25 protein-coding genes are annotated in these 25,454 nt (G+C 48.7%); 9 read left to right on the top strand and 16 right to left on the bottom strand.

From position 1 onward, the window contains the following. The first annotated feature begins 2 nt into the window (after positions 1–2). The 4 genes from dgaE to nlpA all read left to right on the top strand — a co-directional run bounded on the left by dgaE (position 3) and on the right by nlpA (position 3,921). Complete coding sequence (gene dgaE, locus OGY71_RS16260) at positions 3–1,112, top strand: D-glucosaminate-6-phosphate ammonia lyase (protein WP_164562346.1); 1,110 nt, start codon at positions 3–5, stop codon at positions 1,110–1,112. Further along, entirely contained in the window at positions 1,099–1,842 is a 744-nt protein-coding gene (dagF, locus tag OGY71_RS16255; RefSeq protein WP_003827160.1) for a 2-dehydro-3-deoxy-phosphogluconate aldolase, read from the top strand. The genes dgaE and dagF overlap by 14 nt, the downstream gene beginning before the upstream one ends. A 210-nt stretch (positions 1,843–2,052) precedes the next feature. Then, positions 2,053–2,979 carry an Rpn family recombination-promoting nuclease/putative transposase gene (locus OGY71_RS16250; RefSeq protein WP_284962200.1) on the top strand — a complete coding sequence of 309 codons (927 nt, stop codon included), beginning with the start codon at positions 2,053–2,055 and terminating at the stop codon, positions 2,977–2,979. A gap of 123 nt (positions 2,980–3,102) precedes the next feature. Continuing rightward, on the top strand, positions 3,103–3,921 hold the full coding sequence (gene nlpA, locus OGY71_RS16245) for a lipoprotein NlpA (protein WP_063941181.1): 819 nt from the start codon (positions 3,103–3,105) through the stop codon (positions 3,919–3,921). Positions 3,922–3,949: 28 nt separating this feature from the next. Here nlpA and OGY71_RS16240 read toward each other — a convergent pair whose 3' ends face one another. Together OGY71_RS16240 and OGY71_RS16235 are read right to left on the bottom strand one after the other, a co-directional pair. Further along, positions 3,950–4,852 (bottom strand): carboxylate/amino acid/amine transporter, encoded by a 903-nt coding sequence (locus OGY71_RS16240; RefSeq protein ID WP_003827166.1) that lies wholly within the window; start codon positions 4,850–4,852, stop codon positions 3,950–3,952. A 25-nt stretch (positions 4,853–4,877) separates the two neighbouring features. Continuing rightward, on the bottom strand, positions 4,878–5,822 hold the full coding sequence (locus tag OGY71_RS16235) for a LysR substrate-binding domain-containing protein (protein WP_063941261.1): 945 nt from the start codon (positions 5,820–5,822) through the stop codon (positions 4,878–4,880). 146 nt (positions 5,823–5,968) lie between these two features. Between OGY71_RS16235 and OGY71_RS16230 the strand changes: the two genes are divergently transcribed. Next, the gene (locus tag OGY71_RS16230) at positions 5,969–6,745 is read left to right on the top strand and encodes an SDR family NAD(P)-dependent oxidoreductase (protein ID WP_003827170.1); all 777 of its coding nucleotides are present in this window, start codon (positions 5,969–5,971) and stop codon (positions 6,743–6,745) included. 70 nt (positions 6,746–6,815) lie between these two features. Here the strand turns inward: OGY71_RS16230 and OGY71_RS16225 are convergent, their stop codons facing one another. From OGY71_RS16225 to OGY71_RS16215, 3 genes are all read right to left on the bottom strand, one after another. Then, a complete protein-coding gene (locus OGY71_RS16225; protein WP_003827172.1) occupies positions 6,816–7,496 on the bottom strand; it encodes a hydrolase in 681 nt (226 codons plus the stop codon). 500 nt (positions 7,497–7,996) lie between these two features. Then, entirely contained in the window at positions 7,997–8,287 is a 291-nt protein-coding gene (locus OGY71_RS16220) for a putative quinol monooxygenase (RefSeq protein WP_231133702.1), read from the bottom strand. Between the two features lie 16 nt (positions 8,288–8,303). Further along, the gene (locus tag OGY71_RS16215; RefSeq protein ID WP_193134856.1) at positions 8,304–9,311 is read right to left on the bottom strand and encodes a zinc-binding alcohol dehydrogenase family protein; all 1,008 of its coding nucleotides are present in this window, start codon (positions 9,309–9,311) and stop codon (positions 8,304–8,306) included. A gap of 104 nt (positions 9,312–9,415) precedes the next feature. Here OGY71_RS16215 and OGY71_RS16210 point away from each other — a divergent pair, with 104 nt between their 5' ends. After that, entirely contained in the window at positions 9,416–10,318 is a 903-nt protein-coding gene (locus OGY71_RS16210) for a LysR family transcriptional regulator (protein WP_148361308.1), read from the top strand. 36 nt (positions 10,319–10,354) lie between these two features. Here the strand turns inward: OGY71_RS16210 and OGY71_RS16205 are convergent, their stop codons facing one another. From OGY71_RS16205 to OGY71_RS16195, 3 genes are all read right to left on the bottom strand, one after another. Next, positions 10,355–11,851 carry a C69 family dipeptidase gene (locus tag OGY71_RS16205; RefSeq protein WP_003827181.1) on the bottom strand — a complete coding sequence of 499 codons (1,497 nt, stop codon included), beginning with the start codon at positions 11,849–11,851 and terminating at the stop codon, positions 10,355–10,357. 342 nt (positions 11,852–12,193) lie between these two features. Then, the gene (locus OGY71_RS16200; RefSeq protein WP_003827183.1) at positions 12,194–12,658 is read right to left on the bottom strand and encodes a YqeJ family protein; all 465 of its coding nucleotides are present in this window, start codon (positions 12,656–12,658) and stop codon (positions 12,194–12,196) included. Continuing rightward, the gene (locus OGY71_RS16195) at positions 12,655–13,428 is read right to left on the bottom strand and encodes a winged helix-turn-helix domain-containing protein (protein ID WP_063941178.1); all 774 of its coding nucleotides are present in this window, start codon (positions 13,426–13,428) and stop codon (positions 12,655–12,657) included. The genes OGY71_RS16200 and OGY71_RS16195 overlap by 4 nt, the downstream gene beginning before the upstream one ends. Before the next feature lie 577 nt (positions 13,429–14,005). Between OGY71_RS16195 and OGY71_RS16190 the strand changes: the two genes are divergently transcribed. Both OGY71_RS16190 and misL read left to right on the top strand, forming a co-directional pair. Then, entirely contained in the window at positions 14,006–14,623 is a 618-nt protein-coding gene (locus tag OGY71_RS16190) for a helix-turn-helix transcriptional regulator (protein WP_193134855.1), read from the top strand. Positions 14,624–14,698: 75 nt separating this feature from the next. Beyond that, positions 14,699–17,479: an intestinal colonization autotransporter adhesin MisL gene (gene misL / locus OGY71_RS16185; RefSeq protein WP_267440997.1), complete on the top strand. Its 2,781-nt coding sequence runs from the start codon at positions 14,699–14,701 to the stop codon at positions 17,477–17,479. 115 nt (positions 17,480–17,594) lie between these two features. On the opposite strand, the gene OGY71_RS16180 is transcribed toward misL, so the two are convergent. Both OGY71_RS16180 and OGY71_RS16175 read right to left on the bottom strand, forming a co-directional pair. After that, entirely contained in the window at positions 17,595–18,011 is a 417-nt protein-coding gene (locus OGY71_RS16180) for a Rap1a family protein (RefSeq protein WP_286605681.1), read from the bottom strand. 652 nt (positions 18,012–18,663) lie between these two features. Continuing rightward, complete coding sequence (locus OGY71_RS16175) at positions 18,664–18,954, bottom strand: SymE family type I addiction module toxin (RefSeq protein WP_286605685.1); 291 nt, start codon at positions 18,952–18,954, stop codon at positions 18,664–18,666. A gap of 128 nt (positions 18,955–19,082) precedes the next feature. Here OGY71_RS16175 and OGY71_RS16170 point away from each other — a divergent pair, with 128 nt between their 5' ends. Beyond that, positions 19,083–19,253 carry a YlcI/YnfO family protein gene (locus OGY71_RS16170; protein WP_286605687.1) on the top strand — a complete coding sequence of 57 codons (171 nt, stop codon included), beginning with the start codon at positions 19,083–19,085 and terminating at the stop codon, positions 19,251–19,253. A 5-nt stretch (positions 19,254–19,258) separates the two neighbouring features. On the opposite strand, the gene OGY71_RS16165 is transcribed toward OGY71_RS16170, so the two are convergent. The 6 genes from OGY71_RS16165 to OGY71_RS16140 all read right to left on the bottom strand — a co-directional run bounded on the left by OGY71_RS16165 (position 19,259) and on the right by OGY71_RS16140 (position 25,442). Then, the gene (locus tag OGY71_RS16165) at positions 19,259–19,945 is read right to left on the bottom strand and encodes a nucleotidyltransferase domain-containing protein (RefSeq protein ID WP_286605689.1); all 687 of its coding nucleotides are present in this window, start codon (positions 19,943–19,945) and stop codon (positions 19,259–19,261) included. 463 nt (positions 19,946–20,408) lie between these two features. Continuing rightward, on the bottom strand, positions 20,409–21,119 hold the full coding sequence (locus tag OGY71_RS16160) for a pentapeptide repeat-containing protein (protein ID WP_286613471.1): 711 nt from the start codon (positions 21,117–21,119) through the stop codon (positions 20,409–20,411). Between the two features lie 203 nt (positions 21,120–21,322). Continuing rightward, positions 21,323–22,135 carry a hypothetical protein gene (locus tag OGY71_RS16155; RefSeq protein ID WP_003844494.1) on the bottom strand — a complete coding sequence of 271 codons (813 nt, stop codon included), beginning with the start codon at positions 22,133–22,135 and terminating at the stop codon, positions 21,323–21,325. Between the two features lie 492 nt (positions 22,136–22,627). Next, positions 22,628–24,961 (bottom strand): primase-helicase zinc-binding domain-containing protein, encoded by a 2,334-nt coding sequence (locus tag OGY71_RS16150; protein WP_286613470.1) that lies wholly within the window; start codon positions 24,959–24,961, stop codon positions 22,628–22,630. 14 nt (positions 24,962–24,975) lie between these two features. Beyond that, positions 24,976–25,218, bottom strand: coding sequence for a DUF5375 family protein (locus tag OGY71_RS16145; protein ID WP_286613469.1), 243 nt, complete (start codon positions 25,216–25,218; stop codon positions 24,976–24,978). Then, the gene (locus OGY71_RS16140; RefSeq protein WP_001216599.1) at positions 25,215–25,442 is read right to left on the bottom strand and encodes a hypothetical protein; all 228 of its coding nucleotides are present in this window, start codon (positions 25,440–25,442) and stop codon (positions 25,215–25,217) included. Before OGY71_RS16140 ends, OGY71_RS16145 begins: the two co-directional genes overlap by 4 nt. Positions 25,443–25,454 lie beyond the last annotated feature (12 nt).

Genomic DNA, 25,454 nt, shown 5'->3' with positions numbered 1-25,454 from the left:
CCATGACACAGAATATCTACCAACAATTGGGGCTAAAACAGGTCATTAACGCCTGCGGCAAGATGACGATTCTGGGTGTTTCCAGCGTAGCGCCGGAAGTAATGCAGGCCACCGCACGGGCTGCTTCAGCCTTTGTTGAAATTGATCGGCTGGTGGACAGAACTGGAGAACTGGTTTCCCGCTACACCGGGGCCGAAGACAGCTACGTCACCTCCTGTGCATCGGCGGGCATTGCTATCGCTGTTGCCGCCGCCATTACCCGTGGTGACCAGGCGCGAGTCACGCTGATGCCGGACAGCGCAGGAATGGCCAATGAAGTGGTCATGCTGCGCGGGCATAACGTTGACTACGGTGCGCCCATCACCAGCGCCATCCGTTTGGGCGGCGGGCGGGTGGTGGAGGTTGGCTCAAGTAATCTGGCGGCCCGCTGGCAGCTGGAGAGCGCGATTACCGATAGCACCGCCGCGCTGCTGTACGTGAAATCGCACCACTGCGTGCAGAAAGGCATGTTGAGCATCGCGGATTTTGTGCAGGTCGCGCAGGTTCACAACCTGCCGCTGATTGTCGATGCCGCCGCCGAGGAAGATTTGCAAGCCTGGGTAGCAAGCGGAGCGGATATGGTGGTCTACAGCGGGGCAAAAGCTTTTAACGCGCCGACCTCCGGATTTATCACCGGGAAGAAACAGTGGATTGCCGCGTGTAAAGCGCAGCACCACGGCATTGCCCGGGCGATGAAAATCGGCAAAGAGAATATGGTTGGGTTGGTTTATGCCCTGGAAAACTACCATCAGGGACAAACCGTAGTCACTGCTGAAGCGCTCCGCCCCGTGGCGCAGGCGATTTCAGAGATTCGCGGACTGGATGCGGATATCGAGCAGGATGAGGCCGGACGCGCCATCTGGCGGATTCGAATTCGGGTGAATGCGCAGGTGCTGGGAATGGATGCCTACGCCGTAGAAGCGCAACTGCGAGAGGGTGATATCGCGATCTATGCTCGCCGTTACAACCTTCATCAGGGTGTCTTTAGCCTTGACCCGCGCACGGTCGCAGAAGGGGAAATGGCGCTGATCGTGGCCCGATTAAAGGAGATTGCAGAACATGCAGCACATTAATTTTTATCGTAATAAAGTGGCTATTAACGTGCTGGCGAAGGATATCGCCAATGCGCGGGAAATCTATGATGCTGCCGAAGGCCACGCGGTGATTGGCATTCTTTCTGCGCAGTTTTCCTCGGTTGAGGAAGGGGTTCTGGAAGTAAAACGTTGGATGAACGACGTGCCGTCGATTTCTGTGGGGTTGGGGGCCGGTGACCCGGCGCAGTATTACAAAGCGGCGATGATTGCCTCGCAGGTACATCCAGCACACGTCAACCAGACCTTTACCGGTTGCGGGTTTGCGGCAGGCGCCTTGGCGGCAACGGGTGGTGAACAGACCCATATCAACGCGTTAGTCAGTCCCACTGGCACGCCGGGGGACGTGTTGATCTCGACCGGCGTCAGCAGCAGCCAGGGCACGCCAGCCCGCGTTTCCTGCGATGCAGCGGTCCGTATGATGTTGGATTCAGGAGCCCATGCGGCGAAGTTCTTCCCAATGGGCGGTGAGCAGTCACTGCCTGAGCTGTACGCACTGGCGACGACAGCGGCACGAAACGGCATGACATTGATTGAGCCGACCGGCGGTATCGATCTCGATAACTTCGGCGTTATCCTGCAATCCTGTCTGGAGGCGGGAGTACCGCGCGTCATGCCGCATGTTTACAGCTCGATTATCGACCCACAGACCGGTAATACCCGGCCTGCAGATGTCATCAGGCTGATGGAGATAGTCAAAGCCCTGGTGTGATGTTGCTATCGCCGGATGGCCCATAAAAAATGCCCGGAGGTGAGTGCGCCTACCGGGCATTTTTGCGAACGCTATTCCCTGAAAATGAATACATTGCAAAAGTATGTATTTATCCGCCAAGCCGCCTCGCAGATAGAAAAGTTCCCAGATGTTGTGTGTGCGACTGGCGGGTAAGGTTCCGTCATCTTGTTCTTCTGGTGACGGACCGCCATGAAAAAACCAACAACTTCTACGCCGCATGATGCGGTATTTAAAAAATTCTTAAGCCACCCAGAAACGGCACGAGATTTTCTTGATAGCTATCTCCCCGCACCATTACGTGAACTTTGCGATCTGAACACACTGAAGCTGGAGCCAGGGAGTTTTATTGAGGAAGACCTGCGTGCCAGTTATTCCGATATTCTGTGGTCGCTAAAAACGAGAACCGGTAAAGGCTATATCTACGCGTTGATTGAACACCAGAGTTCACCGGATGCCCATATGGCATTTCGGATGATGCGTTATGCCATTGCCGCGATGCAGAATCACCTTGATGCCGGCCACAAAACACTGCCGCTGGTGGTTCCGATACTTTTTTATCATGGCATCGCCAGCCCGTACCCTTTTTCACTGTGCTGGCTGGATGAATTTGACGATCCAGAAACTGCGCGGCAGCTTTATGGCGCTGCCTTCCCGCTGGTCGATATCACGGTGGTCTCTGATGATGAGATTATGCAGCACCGGCGAGTGGCGCTCCTGGAACTTGTCCAGAAGCATATACGCGAGCGTGATTTGATGGTGTTGGTCGATAAACTGGTTGCCCTGTTGATTAAGGGATACGCTAATGACAGTCAGGTAGAAACGCTATTTAATTACCTGGTGCAGTCTGGCAGCGCACCGCGTTTTGAGGCGTTTATTCGACAGGTTGCCCTGCGCGTTCCCCAACATAAGGAGAGATTAATGACGATTGCAGAATGCTTACGTGAGTCGGGTCATCGCAGTGGCCTGCAGGAGGGACTGCAAAAGGGTTTGCTAGAAGGCAAAAAGGACGAAGCGTTGCGGATAGCCCATGCCATGCTTGAGAAGGGGATCGATCGTGAACTGGTGCTAATTATTACCGGGCTTGCAATTGATGAACTAACGGTATCTTCCGACTAATTTATCTTAGCCCCATTATGCTTTTTTCTTCTTGCTGATGCTTTTTCGTTTTTTAAACCGCAGCGACCTTCCCGCTATAGTCATTTCATTACTCATCAGGCGGTTATTGCAAAAGGATAAAACGTGAAGCTGAAGATACCTTATTTCGGGACCGGGGCGGCGGTATTACTGGCGGGATTATTGCTGGCAGGATGCGATCAACAGAGCAGTGATGCAAAGCACATCAAAGTGGGTGTAATTAACGGTGCTGAGCAGGATGTGGCGGAGGTCGCGAAGAAAGTCGCTAAAGAAAAATATGGCCTTGAGGTGGAGCTGGTGGGGTTTAGCGGTTCTCTGCTGCCCAACGATGCCACCAATCATGGTGAGCTGGATGCCAACGTCTTCCAGCATCGTCCGTTCCTCGAACAAGATAATAAAGCACACGGCTATAAGCTGGTTGCGGTGGGCAATACCTTTGTGTTCCCGATGGCAGGGTATTCGAAGAAAATCAAAACTGTTGCTGAACTAAAAGACGGTGCAACGATTGCGATACCTAACGACCCGACCAACCTGGGTCGGGCGCTGTTGCTGCTGCAAAAAGAGAAGTTAATTACGTTGAAAGCGGATACCGGCCTGCTGCCAACAGCGTTGGATATCACTGATAATCCGCGGCATCTGAAAATTATGGAACTGGAAGGCGCACAGTTGCCGCGCGTATTGGACGATCAGAAAGTGGATGTGGCGATTATCAGTACCACCTACATCCAGCAAACCGGGCTTTCCCCGGTACATGATAGCGTATTTATTGAAGACAAAAACTCACCGTATGTGAACATTCTGGTGGCGCGAGAAGACAACAAAGATGCCGAGAATGTGAAAGAGTTCCTGCAATCTTATCAATCACCTGAAGTGGCGAAGGCGGCCGAAACTATCTTTAACGGTGGCGCGGTTCCGGGCTGGTAATCATGACCTTTTGCCGCGCCGGTTGGTGTTAAACCGCTCTGGCGCGGCGACGTGAATCCATTGAGATAAGTATTACCGAAGAGAGGATCAAAAGCGTGCCCAGCCAGTCTGGCAGGGTAAAGGTAATACCTAACAGCAGCAGGGACAGCAACGCGCTGCTCAACGGTTCCGCGCAGCTTAAAATGCTCGCTTTCGGTCCGCCAATCATCTGTGCGCCTTTCAGGTATAGGCTAAACGTCAGCGATGTGCCGATGACCACCAGATAGAAAAACGCCAGAATCAAACTGCCATTCACCACGAAATTAGTGCCCTGTCCGGCATAAAACGGCAGCAGGATCATGCCGCCGATCAACATACTCCAGCCGACGACCGGCAGCGTGCCGTAGCGCGCGATAAGCGTTGAGGGGTAGGTGGTGTAGAACGCGGCGGCAAACGCCGAGGCAATTCCCCAGAACAGCGCGGCAGGTGAGATAGACAGCGACGTCGGGTTACCGTGGGTGACCAGCAAGAAGGTGCCGATAAGCGATGTGAAGATCGCAGTCAGCACTAAAATCCCCGGTCGTGCTTTGCGCACCACGGAAAACCACGCCACGATTATGGTCGGTGACAAAAATTGCAGCACCGTCGCGGTGGCGGCGTTGGATTTTTCAATAGTCAGCAGAAAGGTTAGCTGTACGGTGAGCGCCCCAACCACGGAAAAAATCAGCAGGCTGATGGCGTCTTTGCGGTTTTTGATAATGGAGAACACTTTGTCGCCGTGAACGAAAGAGAGCATCAGCAGAATGAGCCCGGCGAAAATCAGGCGCGTCATGGTCAGAAACTGCGACGACATCTGGCTTTGCTCCATGATGTATTGCGCGCAAACGCCTGAACTTCCCCACAATACGGCGGCAATCAGGACGTTCATCATCCCTCTTCTGGTGGAACTCATCTTTCCCTCGGCATGTTGTTTTGTTTTATTTGTGTGCAGGCATCATAGCAGAGATGGTTGTGATTTCTGCCAGCACATCCGCAATCAGCCAGTCATTAAAGACTTTTACCTCCGGACGCATTACCGCGTGCTGTGGCGTAACAATGTAGTAAGACCACGCCAGAGGCCAGCGGGTGTTGGGATGAAGCTGAACCAGTTGCCCGTCTGTCAGTAGCTGCTGCACCAATGCCCTACGCACAATGGCGACACCTTGACCACTGAGCGCCGCCAGAATCACCGCAGAGGTAGAGTTGATGTGCAATCCACTGTCGCGAACGACAGGTGCCTGGGTGGCGGTCAGGACATCATTCCAGTCCGGGAAATTGGCGCCGGGGTGGGGAGTGTCATCATGGATAAGCTTCTGTGCGGCCAACCATTCTCTACAGGATATTTTATCTACTGGCACAATACGTGGGCTACAAACCAGAACCGCTTCTTCATCCATCAGCCAGGTTTTATTTACCCCAGGCCAGTCGCCTTTGCCGCAACGCACGCCCAAATCCGCTTCGCCATGAGCAACATCCATCAGCTTTTCCGTCACGTTCAGGCGTAATTCTATGTTTTCATGCGCTTGTGAGAAACGATTGAGGCGGCTCATCAGCCAGTTCATCACCAGTACCTGAGAGGCCGTGATAATCACCACCGAGCGTGCTCGCCGACCGCGTAACTTGTTCAGCCCAGATTCCAGACTATCCAGTCCCTGGGTTATCTCGCGCAACGCGTCCTGTGCTTCGCTGACCAGCGTGAGACGCTCTTTGCCTGAACGAGTACGATGCAGCAGCGGGTGGCCAACCCAGTCTTCCAGCGCACGAACCAATTGCCCAACGGCAGCCGGAGTGACCCCCAGTTCTTGCGCCGCACCAGTAAAACTGCCGTGGCGGGCTGTGGCCTCAAAAGCGTGTAACCATTTAAGCCGATTAAGCGAGCGCATCAGGTCATTTCCCGTTTTGTGAATATCTTCAGTATATGCCATCGAGATAGATTTTCTTTCTCGGTTCGCTATTTCTTCTCATTCGTCAGCACCTCAGGGGAGTGGCATTGTTAGCACATTAACGAATACGTGAAACGAGGCTAGCGATGAACACATTATTTGTCGGCAAAAAACTGTTAGTGGTGGGCGGCACCAGTGGTATCGGATTTGAAACCGCAAAACTGATCCTCCAGGGTGGTGGTCGAGTGGTGCTGGTTGGCAATCGTGCCGAGAAAGCAGAACGGGCCCGTCAGGCATTGGCGGAGCTGGGTGACGTCTCTGTCATTGTGGCGGATCTGATGTCAGAAGCGGGCGTTAAGCAGGTGATGGCAACGGTGAATGCTGAGCACAAAGACATCAACCTGTTAGTAAATGCAGCTGGGGTTTTCTTCCCAAAACCTTTCACTGATCATGAAGTTGAAGATTATGAACTGTACATGAGCCTCAACCGCGCGACGTTTTTTATCACTCGCGATGTCGTGCGTAATATGGTGGCGGCTAACATCCAGGGTGCCATCGTGAATATTGGTTCGATGTGGGCACAACAGGCAATTGGCGCAACACCTTCTTCAGCGTACTCAATGGCAAAAGCGGGCCTGCATGCATTAACTAAAAATCTGGCCATTGAGCTGGGGGCGAATGGGATTCGCGTCAACGCCGTTTCGCCAGCAGTCGTGCATACACCTATCTACGAAGGATTTATCCCGAAAGAAGACGTACAAGGTGTGATGAGCAGCTTTGACAGCTTCCATCCGATTGGTCGGGTCGGTACGCCGTGTGATGTGGCTGAATCCGTCGCGTTCCTGTTGTCAGATAAAGCGCAATGGGTAACTGGCGCCATCTGGGATGTGGATGGCGGTGTAATGGCCGGACGTAATGGCTGACAGAGGCTGATGCTGCGTATTACAAAACGCCTGCTTATACTAAACAGGCGTTTGTGAAAGATTGGAAAAGTTAAGCGCGCTGAGAGTCCAACTGCTCGTTATTTTTCACAACATCCTGGGCTTTGGTATAGCTTTCAATCAGTAACTGATAAGTCGGGAAGATTTTGGTATAGACTTCAGCCCATTCCGCTGCGTCTTCCCGATTCCAGGTTTTCTGCAGTTCAGACGCAACCGCGGCAGTATCCATCGGCACGACACCAGCCTGTACGACGCGGGCCATGGTGATCTCCTGTGCCATTTTGCTGTAAGTACCGGAAGCATCGATGACGGCAAAGACTTTAAATCCTTCTGCTACCGCGCTGATGGCCGGGAATGCCATGCATACACTGGTGATGGTACCAGCAATAATCAGCGTCTTACGGCCTGTCGCTTTTACCGCAGCAACAAACTCTTTGTTATCCCAGGCGTTAATTTCACCTTTGCGCGCGACATAATGTGCATGAGGGGCATTTTCATGAATTTCCGGGATAAGCGGACCGTTTGGCCCCTGCGGCACAGAGGCGGTGGTAATCACCGGCATTTTGCATAAGGTGGCGATTTTTGCCAGCGCTGTTGCTCTTGCACGCAGTTCAGTCATTGGCATATCGCCAACGGTCTGGAACAGGCCGCTTTGATGATCGATAAGCAACATAACTGCGTCATTGACATCAATCACTGGGCGTTGGCCATTAAAATTAGCGGGTGTAGACATGATCCATTCCTTGTTGTTGCTTTTTGCGGGTTATCTAACCCGCAGTAAAGTCTATAATCGCTTGGGCGATATCCATTTTTGAGCTACAGCTAATTAACCATTATTGACATCATCATGGTTAATTTCAGGGGGAGACTAAAGTTATTCTTATAAGAATTTCCTTAGTGAGCTTAGTTTCTTCCCACCGCATTAAAATAACAATGCCTGTTATTATGAAATTATATTTCTGCATTCATATTATTTTATGGTATGTACTGGAAGTAAGGGGTAAAAATTCAGTTGATGTTTCTGACTGACTTATTTTTATATTGTTATTATTATTGTGAAATATAATGAATATTAACGATATATCTTCAATGTTAATTTTGTGACTAATACTACGGTTTTCTAGAGGATAACGATCATGTCTATTTTATTTTCCAAGTTATTATTGAGTTAGGTAAATTCTCATGTTGATATTTGTTGTGCTCCCCGAACATCAGAGGAGCACGGTATTAATATTACGCCTCAATCGGCGTCAGATAATCCAGCCGTAGCGGTTCGGCTAGCAGATCGTTCATTTGTAGAATGAACGCCTGGAAATGCGGCAGAGCGATATGCTCATCCAGACCGGCCTGACCGCGCCAGGATTCGCGTACGTAGAACACATCCGGCGTGTCGCGTAACTGGAACAGGGCATATTCAATATTGCCCGGCTCCCGGCGCGTGGGCAGCAGCAGAGCTTGTAGCGCCTGTTTCAGTGCGTCGTTTTTCCCCGGTTTGGCTTTCAGTACCGCAATAATTGAAATCACGTCAGAATCAGACATGTTAAAACCCCTCCAGCACAATCTTGCCGACCGAGCGACCGGTTTCAATTTGTGTGTGGGCTTTTTGCAGATTTGCCGCGGTAATCGCGCCAAAATGTTCGCCCAGCGTGGTACGGAGGGTGCTGTCGTCGATCAGCTGCGCCACACGGGTCAGTAACTGATGCTGCGCAATGATGTCGTGGGTGGTAAACATCGAACGGGTAAACATAAACTCCCAGTGCAGCGAAATGCTTTTGGCCTTCAGCGGGCGCGCATCGAGAGTTTGCGGATCGTCAATCAGCGCCAGTTTGCCCTGCGGTGCCAGTGCGGCAATAATTTGCGAATAGTGCTGCTCGGTATTGTTCAGGCTGGCAACGTGCGTCACCTCTTTAATGCCTATCCGTGCCAGCTCTTCCGTCAACGGCTTGCTGTGGTCAATCACATGATGAGCGCCCGCTTCACGTACCCATTTCTGGCTCTGCGGGCGTGATGCGGTACCGATGACGGTCATTTTGGTCAGCTTACTGGCCAGTTGCGTCAGAATAGAACCGACGCCGCCAGCCGCGCCAACAATCAATAACACATCATCTTCATTGCCATTTTCCTCTACGCCCAGACGGTCGAACAGCATTTCCCAGGCGGTGATAGCGGTTAGTGGCAGCGCCGCAGCAGAAGCATTATCCAGTTTTTTTGGCTTCAGCGCGGTAATACGTTCATCAACCAGCTGAAATTCACTGTTACTGCCAGCGCGGCCGAGCGCTCCGGCGTACCAGACTTCATCGCCGGGTGAAAATAGGGTGACGGCTTCACCCACGGACTTCACCACGCCAACTGCGTCCCAGCCCAGTACGCGCGGCACATCAGCGTTAAAACCTTCGCGGACCTTGGTATCGACGGGGTTGACGGAAATGGCTTTCACTTCAACCAGCAGATCGTGCCCGGTAGCGACTGGCATGGGCAGGTCAATCTCTTGTAAAAATTCAATGTTATTGCCGTCGGTCGCGGCGCGGGTGATGGCGATGGCTTTCATGGTCTCTCCGGTTACAGGAATCAGTTGAATAATTCGATGGTAAACCGGTAACAGAACGGGAAAAATAGCCCTATGGCGACAGGACTTATACTCGGGGAGTGAAAATGTTCCGGCTTGAAGATCTCACGTTGTTTGTCCGCGCCGCGGCGCTGAATAGTTTTAGCGATGCCGCGCGCGAAGTCGGCGTTCAGCCTGCTCAGGTCAGTTCAGCTATCAAGCGCCTGGAGTCTACGTTGGCTATCCGCTTGTTCGCCCGCTCCACGCGCAGCCTGCGCCTGACGCCAGAAGGTGAAGTCTGGTTACCCTATGCCCGCCAGATGCTGGATGTAATGCATGCCGGGTTGCAAAAAATTCAGACCCCGGAAGATGAAGTATCAGGCACGCTGCAAATCGCCGTGCCTTCCGATCTCGGTCGTAACCTGCTGCTACCGGTCTTTCAGTCGTTTCGACGCCGCTATCCCGCGCTGCGCCTGCGGATTTTTTTCTCCGACCAGGTAACGGATGTCTTTAAAGACCCCGTCGATGTTGCGTTTCGCTATGGCAACACCGAAGACGCGTCTTACATTGCGCTGCCGGTTGCACCGGGTAACCGACGCGTGCTGGTGGCATCACCGGAATGGGTTGAGCAAAACGGCGCGCCGCAAAAACTGGATGATTTAACACAGCTCAACGCCATGACTTTCGTATTACGCGGCCGCCTGCACGATCGCTGGACATTTACGCGCAACGGCGAGGTCAGTAGTGTGCAGGTTAACGGCACCATTATGAGTGACGATGCGGAAGTGATCCGGCGCCTGGCGATTGCCGGAGAAGGTGTGGCGTACAAGTCGTGGCTGGATGTCAGCGAGGATGTGCGTGACGGTCGATTACAACTGCTGATGTCGGATTATCAGGGAGAGAAAGTCCCGCTGAATATGATTTGCCCGCATCGGAAGCAGCTTTCAACCGCGGTACGCCTTCTGCACGAGGCGGTGAAGGCGCGGTGTGAAATGCTGGCGCAAAGCTAATAAGCGCTTTACGCCAGAATACTATCGCGTCGTTACTCAGTCTTTTTTCGTTGCATTCGCAAAGAAAATATCAGACTGAATGTCTTTAGTGCGGATGGTAAATAGCTGATTGGTTAGATCTTCCGTCAGCTTCTCGGCGTCAGCCATGATGCGCAGGTTGAAGTCATTCAGCATCTTATCCGCGGCGGGTTTATCGGTTTTCGCCATCTTCAGATACTCTGCTTCGACCTCTTTTTGCTCCTTCGCCACTTTGTCTTCCCACGCTTTGTAGGCTTTTTTGACGATTGGCGCGAGCTTCGGATAATCGGTCATCGTCAGCGTTTGTAATTTACGATATTTCCAGTAGATAGACTGATCGTCCGCTTTATCGGTACCCATCGTGTAGTTAGCCGGATACGCTTTCAGGCCGCTGTAGTACGGAACAAAGGCGGTGAGGTCAGCCATGCCCAGGCCAATGTAGGTCGTTTCACCAATCTCTTTTGGCAACCACGGACGGACCTGCATAACGTGCGCTTCATAGGTACGGAAAACGCTTACCGGACGCCATGGCTCTTTGCCGTTCAGACCGTTGGTGTACGGGTCATGGCTGGTCCCTTCATAGTGACTACGCAACACGGCCTTCACATCGTCCAGCGTCATTTTCTTCTCTGGCGTCATGAAGACCGGGAATTCGCGCCCTTTGGCCATATCCTGATTTACGGAAGGATTGAACTCTTTCTGGATGGTCCATACACGAGGGTCGTTATACGTGCGGTCACGCTCGTCATCACGGGTATAGGCTTTGGAGAAGTTGAATTTACCGTCTTTCGCCGGATCGTACAGTCCTTTTTCAGTCGCAAATTGAATCAGGTTTTTTGACGCCATCATGTCCGGATTTTTAGGATCGTAATCCTGTAAGCGGCCCTGATTACCGGTGGCAAAATACTGGTTATTCGGCAGACGCTGCGCCATCCACTGGTGGCCGCTACCGGTTTCCAGGTACCAGATCTCGTTATCGTCGACGACGGCAACGCCAAAACCTTCGCCTGCGCCGACGGTCTCAACGATATGGCCCAACAGCGCCACAGCTTCACGTGCGGTTTTACTTTGTGACAGCAGAATATCCGGGATATCGTCTTCGGTGATCCCTTTATCCTCAACGTACGGGTCGGCGGCCAGTGCTTTCGGTGAGGCAAAAATGGATTCTGTACCGCTCACGCCGACACCCAGCTCGTTAAACCCGGTCGCGCCGTGCAGTTGGGTTTTCCAGTTTGGGACAGTGGTATAACGCAGAGAGTTTTTCGGCAGTGGCCAGGTAAAATCATTCGCACCATTATGTGCTTTGGTGCTGTATACCCCGGTCTGATTTTGCTTTGCCGGATGAATGACAAAATGCTGTGCTTTCAGAGCATCGCTGTCTGCGCTACGGGCGACCAGCATGGAGCCGTCCGCTGATGCTTCGTTGCCGACCAGAAGGGTCGTACAAGCAAAACCTGATGAAACAACGGCCAAATTTATAGAAAGTGCAATCAGGCACTTTTTAAAAGTAAACATTACGTATCCCTCATATGTACGCCAAAAATACACCGGAAACACACCGTTTCCTGAAATGCGATAACGCCTGAATGCTCAGACATTGCTCGCGAGAGAGATAAACGCCCCTGCCCACGTCTTCTCCAAATATCCATCCGTAGGTTGAAGTCTTCTGGGCAAAATATAACGCCCATTCCGCTTAATTATTTCGCAACGGATATTATGATATTCAGGATGTTTCCTGATTCGCGATGAAGAATAGCAATGGGTTATGTGTGGATTCAGTGACCCATGTCGCGTAAGTTAATGATGACAAATGTGAATTTCATTGAGGGGCCGTACTTTTTGTTTCCGGATATGACGTTACCTTTTGCGGCAATACAGCGAGGGCACATTGGAGCTGGCAAAAATCCATGCACCTTTATACTCCTCCATGACCAGGCTCAGGCTTCGTCCGCTTTGGCGGTAAAATCCAGGTAATGTGTCGTTAATATCCGCTTCATCAGCGGTGTCAGCGAAGGTTTTGACGACCTGCATCGCCTGTAGCACTCGGGCATCGCGCTTTTGGGTGTAGTTAAAATAGATGTTCCTGCTAATGTCGGAGGTATTACGCCCGTACAGTTTGCCGGTAATAGTGGCCAGGCCTTCACTGTTGTACATCCGAAACGATAACGTACCGGTAAAGCGGTTGCTGCCAATATTCCATTCCATGTTACCGATGCAATTCAGCGGTTTGTCGGCATAGCGTGAATGCCATAACCATCCCCCTGAACCGAGTACAGTAACCAGCCCGGCCACGAGCACTATAAGGTGGCGTGTTTTTTTCATTGCCCGCGCATCCAGTAATAATGAGTAGTACAAAATGCGTTAGCATCCACCCGTGCATCTTTATCACAGACAAATGCCACGATCCTTTCCGCTTTGCTGTAACCGGTAAGAAACACGTGCTTGTTGTTTTCACAGAGATAGGGATGTAACTGCATCAGATTGAAATAGCCTTGCTGGTCGTGTTCATTTGGTGAGTAATAGATTTTGCAATTTTGCCGTGATGGGGTCTGCATGGAAGCCTGGACAAATTTACTAAACGGCATAACAGGGCGCGTTTGATACCACACCAACCAGATGATCAACGTGGCAATCACGACACTGGCGCTAAATAAAACCTCAAACCAGGGTATCTGCGTAGTTTGTTGTGGTGTCGAAGGAATTATCTTTGCGGGGGTGATTTCTTCAATAACCGGCGGCGGGGAAACTTCACTCTGTTGAAGCGTTATTGTCTCTACTTGCGTATTCTCATTTAATCTGAGCCCGCGTCGGGAAATAGTTTTCACCGTATCACGAGGCAACCCCACGTCCGCCAGCGCGTTACGTAGTGTCAGAATAGCCTGGTAAAATGTGTTGGTGGTGGTCACATTATTTCTTTCACCCCAACCAATTGTCATCAACGTGTTCTGGGAAACAATGTCACTTGCGTGAGTAATTAAATAGAGAAAACAGAGCGAGGCAGGGAGCTGGAGCTGAATTGCTCGCCCGGTCTGACGATTGACCAGACTTTTGCTATCAGGATTAAATTCGACCAACTGATTGATAAGGTACAATTGCCCAGCCCTCAGTAACCAAAACGAATCACAGCGTGTGCTAACGCATCCTTTAAATTTTACATCCAAATCGATAATACGCCTCACTCTTTGTTCATGATTGAAGATAAGAATTTTGCTTAATTATTAAAAATCCTTTAAATACAACATGTTAGAAATCTTATTTCTTAGGTTAAAATTACCTAAGGTTAAATAATGAGAATTCATTACAGTTTTATCTGAATTATCTTTATATTTGTCCACAACATGACAAGGGTGATTGAGTTATCAGAATTACGTAATTAGTAAGCAACCTTTATGCAGGTTATTTTTTAGCAAATAGTGCTTTTTTACTGTTTATCTTAGAATCTGAATTTATGCATAAAATTCCTAAAGCATAGGTTGTTATTCTGAGATAAAGTGTAAATAAGCTTAGCGCAATCGTATTACTCACAGCCCATACATATTAGTGCATCAGGAGTTTATTACATTTTATTAGCGCCACTGTTATTAACTGACAAGGAACGTACTACGTGTTGGATTGACACATTTATTTACCAATGAAATATTTATGGAAAAATAACAGGAGTCATTTTTGATGAAGAGATCACCGTCACAGATTGTTCGTTGCATAAGCTGTGAATTATCCTGTCAATTATTTCCAGATACTGCGGTTCGCGCCAGTTACTGTCACCGTGCCGCTTTTGCTATCTGGCCTGAGGGGAATGGCTTTCTGCAAAAAGGAATTATTGAAAAGCTTCTGCTTAATAATCAGAACCATTTGTCGCGTGGGTTTATTTTTGTGGATTTTTCTTTCCCTAATCTACGCCTGTTTTCCGACCCGCAATGGGTTGACCGGCTGGCCTACAGCGGTATGCATATTGTGTTGATAGCTGACAGGAATCTGGCGCCATTAGCCAACTACTGGCTGTCCAAAAGCAATAAAATACAAGGGATTATATATTCCGATGATGATGACGAAGTTCAACATCAGAAAATCAGGCGACTCTTTACTGGCCATCTCGCCAACAGCAAACGTGGACGCTCACTTAACTATACTGAAATGATATTACTGAAGCGTTTTGTGTCAGGGAAAAGTATTCAGCAAATTACCAAAATAGATAATATCGATATTAAGAAAATATATGTCTACAAGCTCAGACTTGAAGATAAGTTAGGCCATAGTATTCATCAAATATTGTCGAACATTTTATAACGTATTTTTGAGTTTTATTATTTTCACATCCTTGCGATGTGGTGGACGCTCTACGCCTGAAAGCAGGAGGCTAATATGCCAAATCCCAAATCTTATTCTCGTATTGCCATAGCGGTTTCAGCCGCATTAACCTCTATGGTATTTTCAGCTCATGCGGCATGGGTTGACGTTGATAGTCTACCTTCCAGCGGACTGGTTAGTAGTCTGCCCCCGGAATTGCAGGCAATAATTCCAGCGCAGGCAAATGCCAGTTTCGCTAAAACCAGCGCCATGCCGAATTATGTTTATCAATGGAGTGCGGGCACGATTCCTGTTTATGGCAATGGATTAACGATTAATGGACCCGGTGCTGAAGCTTTTGAGCACTCTGTTACCGTTATTCAGAACAGTACAACGGGTAGTCCGGGCGTTATTTTTGGGGACGACCTGACGATTCGTACGCAGTCGAAGAATGCCGCCAATAATGGTAAAGATGTTGACGGTATCCGCACGCACGGGGCCAATACGCCGGATAACCCGGTCTTTATCATCACCGGGGATCGCACCAGTATTTATGTGGACGGTCAGGATGGTGACGGTATTAACGCCGGTTACAACTCCTATAGCCAGGGTTGGAAGGGCTCGGCCAGCATTTACGTCGGCGACGATCTGTATATTCAAACCACCGGTTCCCAGGGACGTGGTATCACAGCCAACGCGATGAAAGACGCCACGCAGGCCAAAAATACAATTGTGGTCGGCGACCGGGCACACATTGTGACGATCGGTGATAGCTCAGAAGGTCTTCGCACCGGGCAGAGCGGTTCCTCAATCCTGCTTGGCAATGACGCCACCATCGAGACTTCGGGTGCTTCTTCAACGGGGATTTATGCCGCCTCATCGTCCAAAACGGAACTGGGCAACAACGCGACGATTACGGTCAACGGCGTCAGCGCACACGCGGTTTACTCCACCAACGCGACCGTGAATCTCGGTGAAAACGCAACGATCAACGTGAACAGTTCGGCGAAAGCTGCGTCATACAGCAAAGCGCCACGCGGCCTGTATGCGACTTCACGCGGGGCGATAAACCTGGCAGGCGGTGCCGCCATTGCCATGGCGGGCGATCACAGCAACGAAAGTTATGCCATCAGCACCGAAACGGGTGGCATCGTAGACGGTTCTACTGGCGGGCGCTTCCTCATCGATGGCGATCTTCATGCCGCAGGCGCGACTGCCGCAACCAGCAGTCTGCCGCAGCAAAACAGTACCATTAAGCTCAACATGACCGACAACTCGTTGTGGAGCGGAGCGTCATACATCACCAGCGCCACTGCCGGGACGGGCGTTATCTCGCTGCAAATGAGCGACGCGACCTGGAACATGACCAACAGCTCAACGCTCACCGACCTGACGCTGAACGGCGGGTCAGTCGTGAACTTTGGGCATGCTGACGGCGAACCGTGGCAGACGCTTACCATCAATGAAGATTTTACCGGGAACGGCGGTAAACTGGTTTTCAATACCGTTCTGAATGACGATACCTCCGAAACCGATAAGCTGAAAGTGCTCGGCAACACCGCGGGTAATGCGTTCGTGGCGGTGAATAACATTGGTGGAACCGGGGCGCAGACCATTGAAGGTATTGAGATCATCGAAGTGGCCGGTAATTCTGACGGTACTTTTGAGAAAGCGGGCCGTATTGTTGCCGGAGCGTACGACTATAACGTTGTGCAGAAGGGCAGCAACTGGTATCTGACCAGTTTTATTCCTGCTCCGCCGGATCCGGAAGACCCTGACCCTGTTGATCCGGACCCGGTTGACCCTATTGATCCAGACCCGGTCGATCCTGTAGACCCGATTATCCCTGAGCCGGAAGAACCCGTTGCGCCTCCTGTCACTGAGCAGCAATACCGTCCGGAAGCAGGCAGTTATCTGGCAAACAACTACGCGGCTAACACGCTGTTTATGACCCGACTGCACGATCGTCTGGGTGAAACGCAGTACGTCGATATGCTGACAGGTGAGAAGAAAGTTACCAGCCTGTGGATGCGTAACGTTGGGGCACATACCCGCTTCAAAGACGGTAGCGGGCAGTTGAAAACCCAAAGCAACAGTTATGTGATGCAGTTAGGCGGCGACCTGGCGCAGTGGAGTAGCGACGGTCTCGACCGCTGGCACCTCGGCGCGATGGCAGGTTATGCCAACAGCCAGAACCGCACGCAGTCCAGCCTGACCGGCTACCATTCACGTGGCCAGGTCACTGGTTACAGCGTGGGGCTGTATGGCACATGGTATGCCAATGACACCGACAAGACCGGCACCTACGTAGATACCTGGGCGCTGTACAACTGGTTTGATAATAAAGTGATGGGCCAGGAGCAGGCAGCAGAGAAATACAAATCCAGCGGGATAACTGCTTCTGTTGAAGCCGGATACAGCTTCAAACTGGGTGAAAACGAACGCAATAGCTACTGGCTGCAACCGAAAGCGCAGGTGGTATGGATGGACGTGCAGGCCGACAGCCACCGCGAAGCGAACGGTACCCGCGTGAAGGACAACACCGATGGCAACCTGATGACCCGTCTGGGGGTAAAAGCCTTTATCAATGGTCACAACGCCATCGACGACGGTAAATCTCGCGAGTTCCAGCCGTTTGTCGAAGCCAACTGGATCCACAATACGCAGACAACCAGCGTGAAAATGGACGATGTGAGCAACGACATGCGCGGCACCAAAAACATCGGCGAGCTGAAAGTCGGCGTTGAAGGTCAAATCACTCCGCGCCTCAATGTGTGGAGCAACGTGGCCCAACAGGTTGGTGACAAAGGCTACAGCGATACCCGCGGTATGCTCGGTGTGAAATATAACTTCTGACGTAACTGCAGGTAACAGAAAGCCGCTGATTAACCGATCAGCGGCTTTATTTTTTGGGGGAATCGTAGGCCGGATAAGCGTTAGCGCCATCCGGCACCAAAAGCTGGAAATTATGCTAACTATTACTTTTTTTACTACAAGAGAGTTCTTTGCCTAACGCAATCATAGCCAGGGCTGAAGGTGTGTATTTTGTTCGTTCCTTAGAATGAGTTTGGAGGTAATTCCCGACAATATCGGCCTCCTGCCCAATGGTTATACTCTCACCGCAGATGATATTCTCTTGTGATAATGTGCCTGCCACTCCTGCGACAAAAGACATATACATCACAGCAATCTGTTCATCCTGAACATTCAAATAATCAAAACCTTTTTCATACAATTGATAGCCGTGATAAAGCGAGTTGCCGTCGATATTCAAGGTCGATTTTGCCAGTGCTGATGTTGAAAGGCAGAACAATAACACGACAGGAATGGAAATTTTATTGATCATACGAGCACCAACCACCCTTATGATGTGAACCTGTACCACCATGCGGATGTTCGCCTTTTGGACATGCAAAAGCGGCGGATGAGGTGGTGATTGTGACGAAAGCTATAACCATTGCCATGAATAAATTTTTCATATGTAACCCAATAATTAATTTATTAGAAATGAGGCTGTCCCTTCCTGATTAAAGAAAAAATGCCCGTGTATTTTTAGCGGGATTATAATATGGTGTTTATTGTGCTGTCATGTTTATCGTTTGGCATAGGCCATCAGGATAGTATTATCATTATGGTTTTTCGTGTAGTGATTGAACAATCCCTGATGCGTTGCCGATTCATGGATAATAAACTAAAATTTCAAATATCATAATTATTGTTCTTCTCCATGAGTTTATAATAAATTTTTATTTATTTGGAGCCAATAATTCATCAAAGAAATTGTCTCCATTAACAATATTGTCAGAATAAATGTCACATTTTGCACATTGAATCTTGGCTTTTAGTAACTGAATTTTTATTTCTTCGACTTTTTCATCGTCGTCAATCGAAAAGATTGAGTCTGGTTTTTCATGGTGATTCATTTGTTTGGGTTTCCGTTACACTTTGGCTTCATTTTCCAGGAGAGTAGGCCGGATACGCGTCAGCGCCATCCGGCACTAGGTGAACCTGTAAGTACCGCTTGCAGGTTCAGCCGTACTTCACTGGAGTGTCGCCAGCGTGCTCTCAATTCTGTTCAACTTTTGATGTGCCTCTTTCAACTCATCCAGCAACCGTTGTTCCTGCTCGCCATAGACCATCAGGACGATACAACCGTTCATCACTTTTACGGTAATCTGTTGGCCGGTATCAAACCCCGCTTCGCGTAGCCACTTGCCGGAAAGAATAATTTTGGGTGTGGATTTGTCGAAAACATTCGGGCGATATCCCACAATTACCGAACGTTCGGTTCCGGATTGGTCGGTGTCTGGGGTAGAATGCGAATCAGCCATAATCAACTCCTTGATAGTTGGTGAGGTTAGACGCCCTTTGGTGTGACAGCACTGTTGGGCGTTGCTTAATTTTAGATTCCATGTGGTAGGTACCACATGTGTGTAAATTAACCTAACTGGTACCTACCATGCAAGAAAAAAAGAAACCAAATTTTGACCGCACTAAAAGCACCATGAAGAACATCCGTTTTGAGGATGAGCTGTTGGAACAAATCGAGAAAGCTGCGGGGAAAGGAAATTTTAGTAAGTGGGTGAAAGAGGCGTGCCTGGCACGCCTTAAATTATTTGAAAAAAAATAATCCTATTATTCGTAGTTAACTGGAATACTGTTTATGATAGTATCAAGAGTAACGTGGACTATACTACTTGAATAGAAATCCTTTTTTTTGATTTTGCTTTTCAAAAAACTGTATTTAACTGTGAAATATAAAAGTAAATTTAGTATGTAATCACTTTTTTCTTTCTTATTTTTTGCATCTATCAATAAAATAGAGTCTTCAAAAGAGAATCCATTATTAATCAATGCTAGTGATAACTGTGATTTAGAAAAGTATGGGGTCTTATTTTCAGCGCTCAAAGCAATAAGTATTGTCCTTACACACCATGATATTCTTTTATTTGCCACTGGCCAGTTAATAATTTTATCTTTATTTTCAAATATTTTTAGCGCTAAGTAAAATGCAACCGATGCCTCATCTATATAACTATTTTTAAATCTAAAGGATGACTTCAGTTGTGTGAAAAATACTTCATTAAATAAACATTTCCCCTCTTTTATTATATGTAAAAAGAATAAATCACCATTACATGACATATCTAATGCTTTTGTTGGGGAGTAAAATGAAAAATTCACACTATCGATATTTCTTACGGTAAATTTTTTGGATTCGTTAATGCCTAATAAATCTATGTCGGATTCAATAGTCTGATCTCCTCTGGCATGGCTGCCGAAGAGAATTAGGCATTTTAGATTTTCATCTTCAAATATCATAACCGAGCTACGCTAATTTTATTGATTAATGTGGGCAAGCTGACACCATACCAAAATAAACCAAGAATCATATTTGATAATAATATAAGCTGTTGATTTGGTGGGTCAGTGGCAAGAGAATATTTTGTGTATCCAGCAAGAAATGTAATATCTAGACTTTGGATCATACTTTTAAGAAGATTTTGAGTCCATGGACTATCTGATGTTGGAATAATTGGTAGTTGGAAATAGTAAACAGCTGTAAAAATTGTGAAAATTATCCCGCCGAAAAAGACACATCTTAGAAAGTTACTACCCCACCCATTAATTAAGCCAAAGCAATTCAGCATTGTTTTCTCGATCGGAAATAATAATGAACGTGCTTTTTTATATAAATAGAAAGAAATGTTTTTGATTTTATTTCCTTTCTTGGCTGCATCGAAATAATGGCTGGCGGCTAATTTGATCTTTGATTCTCTTTCTTTTAATCGTAGTTTAAATAATGTTTTTGTTGCATTGTAATAAATATCGTCATCTCCAATAATAGAAACCGAATTAAGTATGTTCCGTGCAAGTTCACTTGAGATAGATACATTCTATAGACTTGGTCTTCTTTATTCAAATTATGCTCTTTACAATATTCTGAAGTAGCGTATTTGAAAGAGTTAAGAAGTAAGTTTCCAGATGATATTATACAGTTTTCAAAATTAGTTTTCCCACCAGAAATGGATATTTTTCTAAATTTACACGAATCATTAAAAGCACAGGTATAGAATTTGGCTAGTGAGAATGAACTTTCATTAAACATACAATTATCAAAATTGACATAATGTAATTCAGAGTGACCAAAATATATTTTTTTAAACTCGCAATTCTTAAATGTTATTTTTTGGTCTTTATTATTTCCTCTGAAATCACAGTTTTCAAAAATTGCATCTTCAATTACTATTCTTTTTGTATTAGGTTTTTCTGCTGTTTCTTGAGGTTGTGTATTTAAATCGATAACATAATTTTTTAAATGATCACCATTATTTCTGATGCTATTTACATCTTTGATATTGACTAATTTGAATCTTTCAAGGTTAACATTCAAATCATACACAGATTCCCAATAGCAGGTATGTCGATGATCGTCTACAAATGATAGCGCTTGCGCTTCATCAGTATTAGTTTGTATTAGTCGTGATGTAGTCATTTTTCAATAATGTTTAAGTAAAAGGATTAGAAAGATGAAATAATTAACATCAGAAATTATAGTATTTTGGCGGAAGATCACAGGAGTTCGTATTGATTCATAAGCTGATGTTTTATATTGTTATTTTTTCTTGATTCTGATGTGCTTATACACATTGCTATACACATGTGCTGTGGCACAGTGTATAGCAATGTAACTCCGGCTCAATCCAACTTGGTCACTACTTCATTCATTGTATAGTGCACAAATTGCTTTCCTAGTTCGGTCAGTACATAAGATTTTGTGTTCTCGAAAGCAGACTCAAGCGTTGATGTGCCTCGCTTGGCTTGCGGAGCATGCCTTTGTTTTAAGAACTGACCATCTTCTGTGGTATTACGTGCTTGCCTAATCACTCCACCTGTTGACAGATCTCTAATTAACATTTTGTAGAGATCAGCCTCAGCCGAATCTTCGCGCGGAATTATTTCATGCAATTCCATCCATATTTCATAACGGGTTACGCCAGGATTTTGATAAATAATCCTGATAACCTGAAAATGAACTTCGTGATAAATGTTAAGCCAATCTATAAATAAACGAATAATATCATCAGAACATATTTTAGAACTGACAGCATTAGTTATCATATTAGATACTAGTTGTCTTTTTTCTTGTGTATCAGCATCATTCCATACTCGGAAACTTTTGCGAACTAAATCTAGATACTCCTCAGACTCAAGTCTTTCGTTGATATCCTCGCCTAGTTGTTCAAATCTCTTTGCTATAACATTTAAAGTTGAATTTAAATTTTCTAGTTTTTTATGATGTTCTTCAAGCCACTTTGTTTGTAATGAGTTTAATTTTATATTGCCTTCTTCGCTTTTAAAATTTGCAATAGCACCTAAAAAACCTCCAATCCAAGGTATGCTCCCTAATGCTGCAAGAGCGAACTGTTCTGCTAATCTTTTCTTATTAGAAGGGTTTAAACTATCTATTTCATTTCTAAAATCAATAATATCAAAATTATCATCATCCATTTAAATGATTCCTTTTATGTCGCATGATAATACTTAAAATATATGCTTGTTTAACATAAGGATGAATCGATTATTGAGATTTCTATCAAGGATTAACATTTTAGTTACTATGGGCACGCAGTGCTTTCCATTCAAGCACTAGTTTCGACTATGGTTACAAAAAGTTTTTTTGCATTTAACTGTTCACACTGTTCACCTTGGTTATTTATCATTTTATATCATGTGGTTAGGTGGTGATGAGTTGGTGAAGAGTGAACAGTCGACTCTTCACCTTTGTGATTTTTGCTCATTCTGGATCTGTCCGGTCGGGCGATGCGCGGGGTGATAAAAAGTTTTTTCAGGTTTTACTGTTCACACTGTTCACCTCTGGTTTTTTATCAATGATTTCATGGTGATACAGGGTGGGTATACGGTGAGGGGTGAACAGTGGATTGTTCACCTTGTGGCAATGGCCAGAAAGGAAAAGACCGGCTGTTGCCGGTCTGAGTGAGGTTATGTTGCTGCGGGTTCGTCGCACTTCGGCAGCCAGTCGCCGTAGCTTTCCTCTTTCAGCGACAGGTTAGTCTGTATCCCCTGCTTGGTGTGCCGCTTCTCATAATTCAGGCCGTACTCTTTCAGCATCATGGGCAGCCCCAGCCCGAACATTTTCAGGCTGAGCACGTTTCTGTATCCGTTGGCCTCCATATAGGCCAGATACGCATGATAGAGATATTTACGGTAATTACGCGGGATGATGCTGGCATTCCCCATAAACATCCCGTTGGTCTGCGGGAGCATTTCCAGATAGCCGCAAAAATCAAATGTCGGGTCAGCATCGCGCTTGATACTGAGCGCCTCGTCGGAATTCTGCTGCGACTGGAGCAGTGCGCGGGCGGTCATCTGGTCGCTGAATTTCTGCATAAGCTGGCGCACAATGACGGCCAGCTCGCGGGCGATTTTATCCCTGAGCTGCGGGTCGCGTTCCTCCGGGGCAATCTGTTCCGGGAAGTGAATAATCACCCGGCGACGTGACACACCGCCGCTGCGGTCGGTGAAGCGCATCGGGTTATTGTTCACGGCCAGAATCACCGCCGGAATATGTGTTGAATACGGGTTCTGGTATTTCGGGTCAACCGAGACCGCATCGCCGCCGGTGATGGCCTTAAGCCCTGCGCCGTCACCGCTCCATTTTTCCTGGTCTGGCAGACGGATAAGCGAGAAGCCAATCAGGGAGGCACGCTTGCGCGGGTCTTCCAGTGTGTCGATATCGGCTGACGTGGCGTTATCTTCCCCGGCGAGCAGGGTCGCGATTTCGGCCAGAATACTTTTGCCGCTCCCGCCGGGACCGGTGACTTCGAGAAAGAGCTGCCAGTCGTAACGGTTCGCCAGCACCATAAACAGTGCAGCCAGAATCACGTCGCGTTTTTGTGGATTTTTACCGGCCGCACGGTCGAGCCAGCGCCAGAAGTTCGGCGCGTGCGTCTCCAGCATTTCCCCGTCCACCGGCGGGGTAAAATCCACATCGCACAGCGTGCGCAGCCAGTGCGATTTGTGGTGCGGGCTGAATATGCCGCTTTGGGTATCGAGTACCCCGTTGCGAAAGCCAATCAGACGACGTGCCGGTGTATCCTGCTGCGGAATAATCAGTTTCAGGGTCTCCACCACCGAGGCAATTTTCCCGGATGAGAACGGGGCGCGTAAGCGCTGGAATAAGTCAGCCACATTTCGTGAGAAAGTGGCGGCAGGGATATTTTTCCAGATGCCGTTTTCATAGCGGGACAGGAGCTGGCCGTTCGCATCCACGGCCAGCGCTTCGCCGTAATGCTCATGCACCCGCAAAGCCTTGTCGCTGGCGCTCATGGCGGTAAATTCCGCCTCGCTCATGGTGTCGAACGGGCTTTGCGCCGGTGGCCGGATGGCGTCATAAATAGTTTTGCGCGTGGCTTCCTCGCCGTACTGTATAAACGCATCATTCCAGTCACCGAACACCGGCGGCAGGGCAATAACGCCTTCACTGGCATCTGCGGCCGCTGTGGCCTTGCTCTGGCCGTCGCCGTTAAGGTCACGGTCGGCGGCGAGGACAATCTGACAGGCCGGATATTTCTGACGGGCAAGGCTAGCCAGAGAAAGGAGGTTCACGGAGGACAGCGCCACCATGACGGTTTCCCCGGTCAGGTGATGCACGGTGAGTGCGGTCGCATAACCCTCTGCAATCCACAGGCGTTTTCCGGCCTGTTTTTTCCCTTCGATGACATGACATGCCCCTTTGACCTGACCGCCTTTCAGGGTGCGTTTGAGACCGTCAGCATTAATAAGCTGAAGGTTAACCAGTGCGCCGGTATCGTCATACAGCGGGACAACCACATCACCGGTGCGGAACGTCACGCCGCCGGTTTTATGTATGACGGTGAGCGTCAGACATTCCAGAGCGGGGAAACCCTTGCGGGTGAGGTAGGCGTTGCCGGTGGCCGGTCGGGTTTTCTCCATGAGCCTGACGGCCAGCGCGGTCGCCGCTTTGCGGTCGGCCTCCGTTTCAGCCTCTGCGGCCGCAATCACTTCCGGGGCAACCGGCGGCAGGTTGCCGGTCACGGCGTTTATCTTTCCGGCAGCTTCTGACGGGGTCACGCCAAATACTTTCTCTACCAGCTTAAGCCCGTCACCTGCACCGCACTGATTGCAGAACCACGTCCCGCGCCCCTCTTTATCGTCAAAGCGGAAACGGTCAGAGCCGCCGCATACCGGGCAGGACTGATGGCGGTTTTTAATCACCCTCACACCCAGTGCCGGGAGAATGTTCGGCCAGTGGCCGCACGCCTGTTTTACGGTTTCTGTTACGTTCATTTTCATGGTTATTTTCTCCCTCAGTGCAGTACCGGCGACGTGATATGACGGGCGCAAAGCTCATCCATCACGGCCAGCCCGAGAAAGGACAGCGACGGGGCGGCTTTCAGTGGTCCGGCTTCCATTAAATCTTCCAGCAGTGCACAGGCAATCTGACGGCCTTTTTCCTCGCCGTGCTGGCGTTCGCACAGGGTCAGCCATGCACAGGCCACTGCGCGACGATACAGCGCGGCGCGTAATACGGGCGGTAATGGCTTTTTCATACGTTACCCTCCCCGGTAAGCCACTGCTGATTGCAGCGTTCGACCACGCCGTCGAGCTGGGCGGTCATGAGGTAAATCACGGAGGTGAGCTGTAACTGCTGCGCCGGGTCACGACGAACGGTGGCGCAGTCCTGCACCTGCATCAGGTCGCCGACGAGCTGGCCGACGTTGCGCATATGCTCCAGACATTCGAGGTCACGGGCGGTAATGGTGGTGTGTCTCATGCGCGCACCTCC

It is taken from the genome of Citrobacter sp. Cpo109 (genome assembly GCF_030332565.1).
GTDB lineage: Bacteria > Pseudomonadota > Gammaproteobacteria > Enterobacterales > Enterobacteriaceae > Citrobacter > Citrobacter portucalensis.
The sequence above is the reverse complement of the archived record's forward strand: the minus strand, read 5'-3'. Positions and strand labels throughout refer to the sequence as shown.

Coding starts and splice junctions, on each gene's coding strand:
- OGY71_RS16165 (WP_286605689.1), bottom strand. CDS start 19,945: ATGATATTTGAAGATGAAAATCTAAAATGCCTAATTCTCTTCGGCAGC.
- OGY71_RS16150 (WP_286613470.1), bottom strand. CDS start 24,961: ATGAAAATGAACGTAACAGAAACCGTAAAACAGGCGTGCGGCCACTGG.
- OGY71_RS16160 (WP_286613471.1), bottom strand. CDS start 21,119: ATGACTACATCACGACTAATACAAACTAATACTGATGAAGCGCAAGCG.
- OGY71_RS16170 (WP_286605687.1), top strand. CDS start 19,083: ATGCAAGAAAAAAAGAAACCAAATTTTGACCGCACTAAAAGCACCATG.
- OGY71_RS16240 (WP_003827166.1), bottom strand. CDS start 4,852: ATGAGTTCCACCAGAAGAGGGATGATGAACGTCCTGATTGCCGCCGTA.
- OGY71_RS16210 (WP_148361308.1), top strand. CDS start 9,416: ATGTTCCGGCTTGAAGATCTCACGTTGTTTGTCCGCGCCGCGGCGCTG.
- OGY71_RS16145 (WP_286613469.1), bottom strand. CDS start 25,218: ATGAAAAAGCCATTACCGCCCGTATTACGCGCCGCGCTGTATCGTCGC.
- OGY71_RS16140 (WP_001216599.1), bottom strand. CDS start 25,442: ATGAGACACACCACCATTACCGCCCGTGACCTCGAATGTCTGGAGCAT.
- dagF (WP_003827160.1), top strand. CDS start 1,099: ATGCAGCACATTAATTTTTATCGTAATAAAGTGGCTATTAACGTGCTG.
- OGY71_RS16190 (WP_193134855.1), top strand. CDS start 14,006: ATGAAGAGATCACCGTCACAGATTGTTCGTTGCATAAGCTGTGAATTA.
- OGY71_RS16250 (WP_284962200.1), top strand. CDS start 2,053: ATGAAAAAACCAACAACTTCTACGCCGCATGATGCGGTATTTAAAAAA.
- OGY71_RS16200 (WP_003827183.1), bottom strand. CDS start 12,658: ATGAAAAAAACACGCCACCTTATAGTGCTCGTGGCCGGGCTGGTTACT.
- OGY71_RS16205 (WP_003827181.1), bottom strand. CDS start 11,851: ATGTTTACTTTTAAAAAGTGCCTGATTGCACTTTCTATAAATTTGGCC.
- OGY71_RS16175 (WP_286605685.1), bottom strand. CDS start 18,954: ATGGCTGATTCGCATTCTACCCCAGACACCGACCAATCCGGAACCGAA.
- OGY71_RS16155 (WP_003844494.1), bottom strand. CDS start 22,135: ATGGATGATGATAATTTTGATATTATTGATTTTAGAAATGAAATAGAT.
- OGY71_RS16230 (WP_003827170.1), top strand. CDS start 5,969: ATGAACACATTATTTGTCGGCAAAAAACTGTTAGTGGTGGGCGGCACC.
- misL (WP_267440997.1), top strand. CDS start 14,699: ATGCCAAATCCCAAATCTTATTCTCGTATTGCCATAGCGGTTTCAGCC.
- OGY71_RS16180 (WP_286605681.1), bottom strand. CDS start 18,011: ATGGTGGTACAGGTTCACATCATAAGGGTGGTTGGTGCTCGTATGATC.
- OGY71_RS16235 (WP_063941261.1), bottom strand. CDS start 5,822: ATGCGCTCGCTTAATCGGCTTAAATGGTTACACGCTTTTGAGGCCACA.
- dgaE (WP_164562346.1), top strand. CDS start 3: ATGACACAGAATATCTACCAACAATTGGGGCTAAAACAGGTCATTAAC.
- OGY71_RS16215 (WP_193134856.1), bottom strand. CDS start 9,311: ATGAAAGCCATCGCCATCACCCGCGCCGCGACCGACGGCAATAACATT.
- OGY71_RS16225 (WP_003827172.1), bottom strand. CDS start 7,496: ATGTCTACACCCGCTAATTTTAATGGCCAACGCCCAGTGATTGATGTC.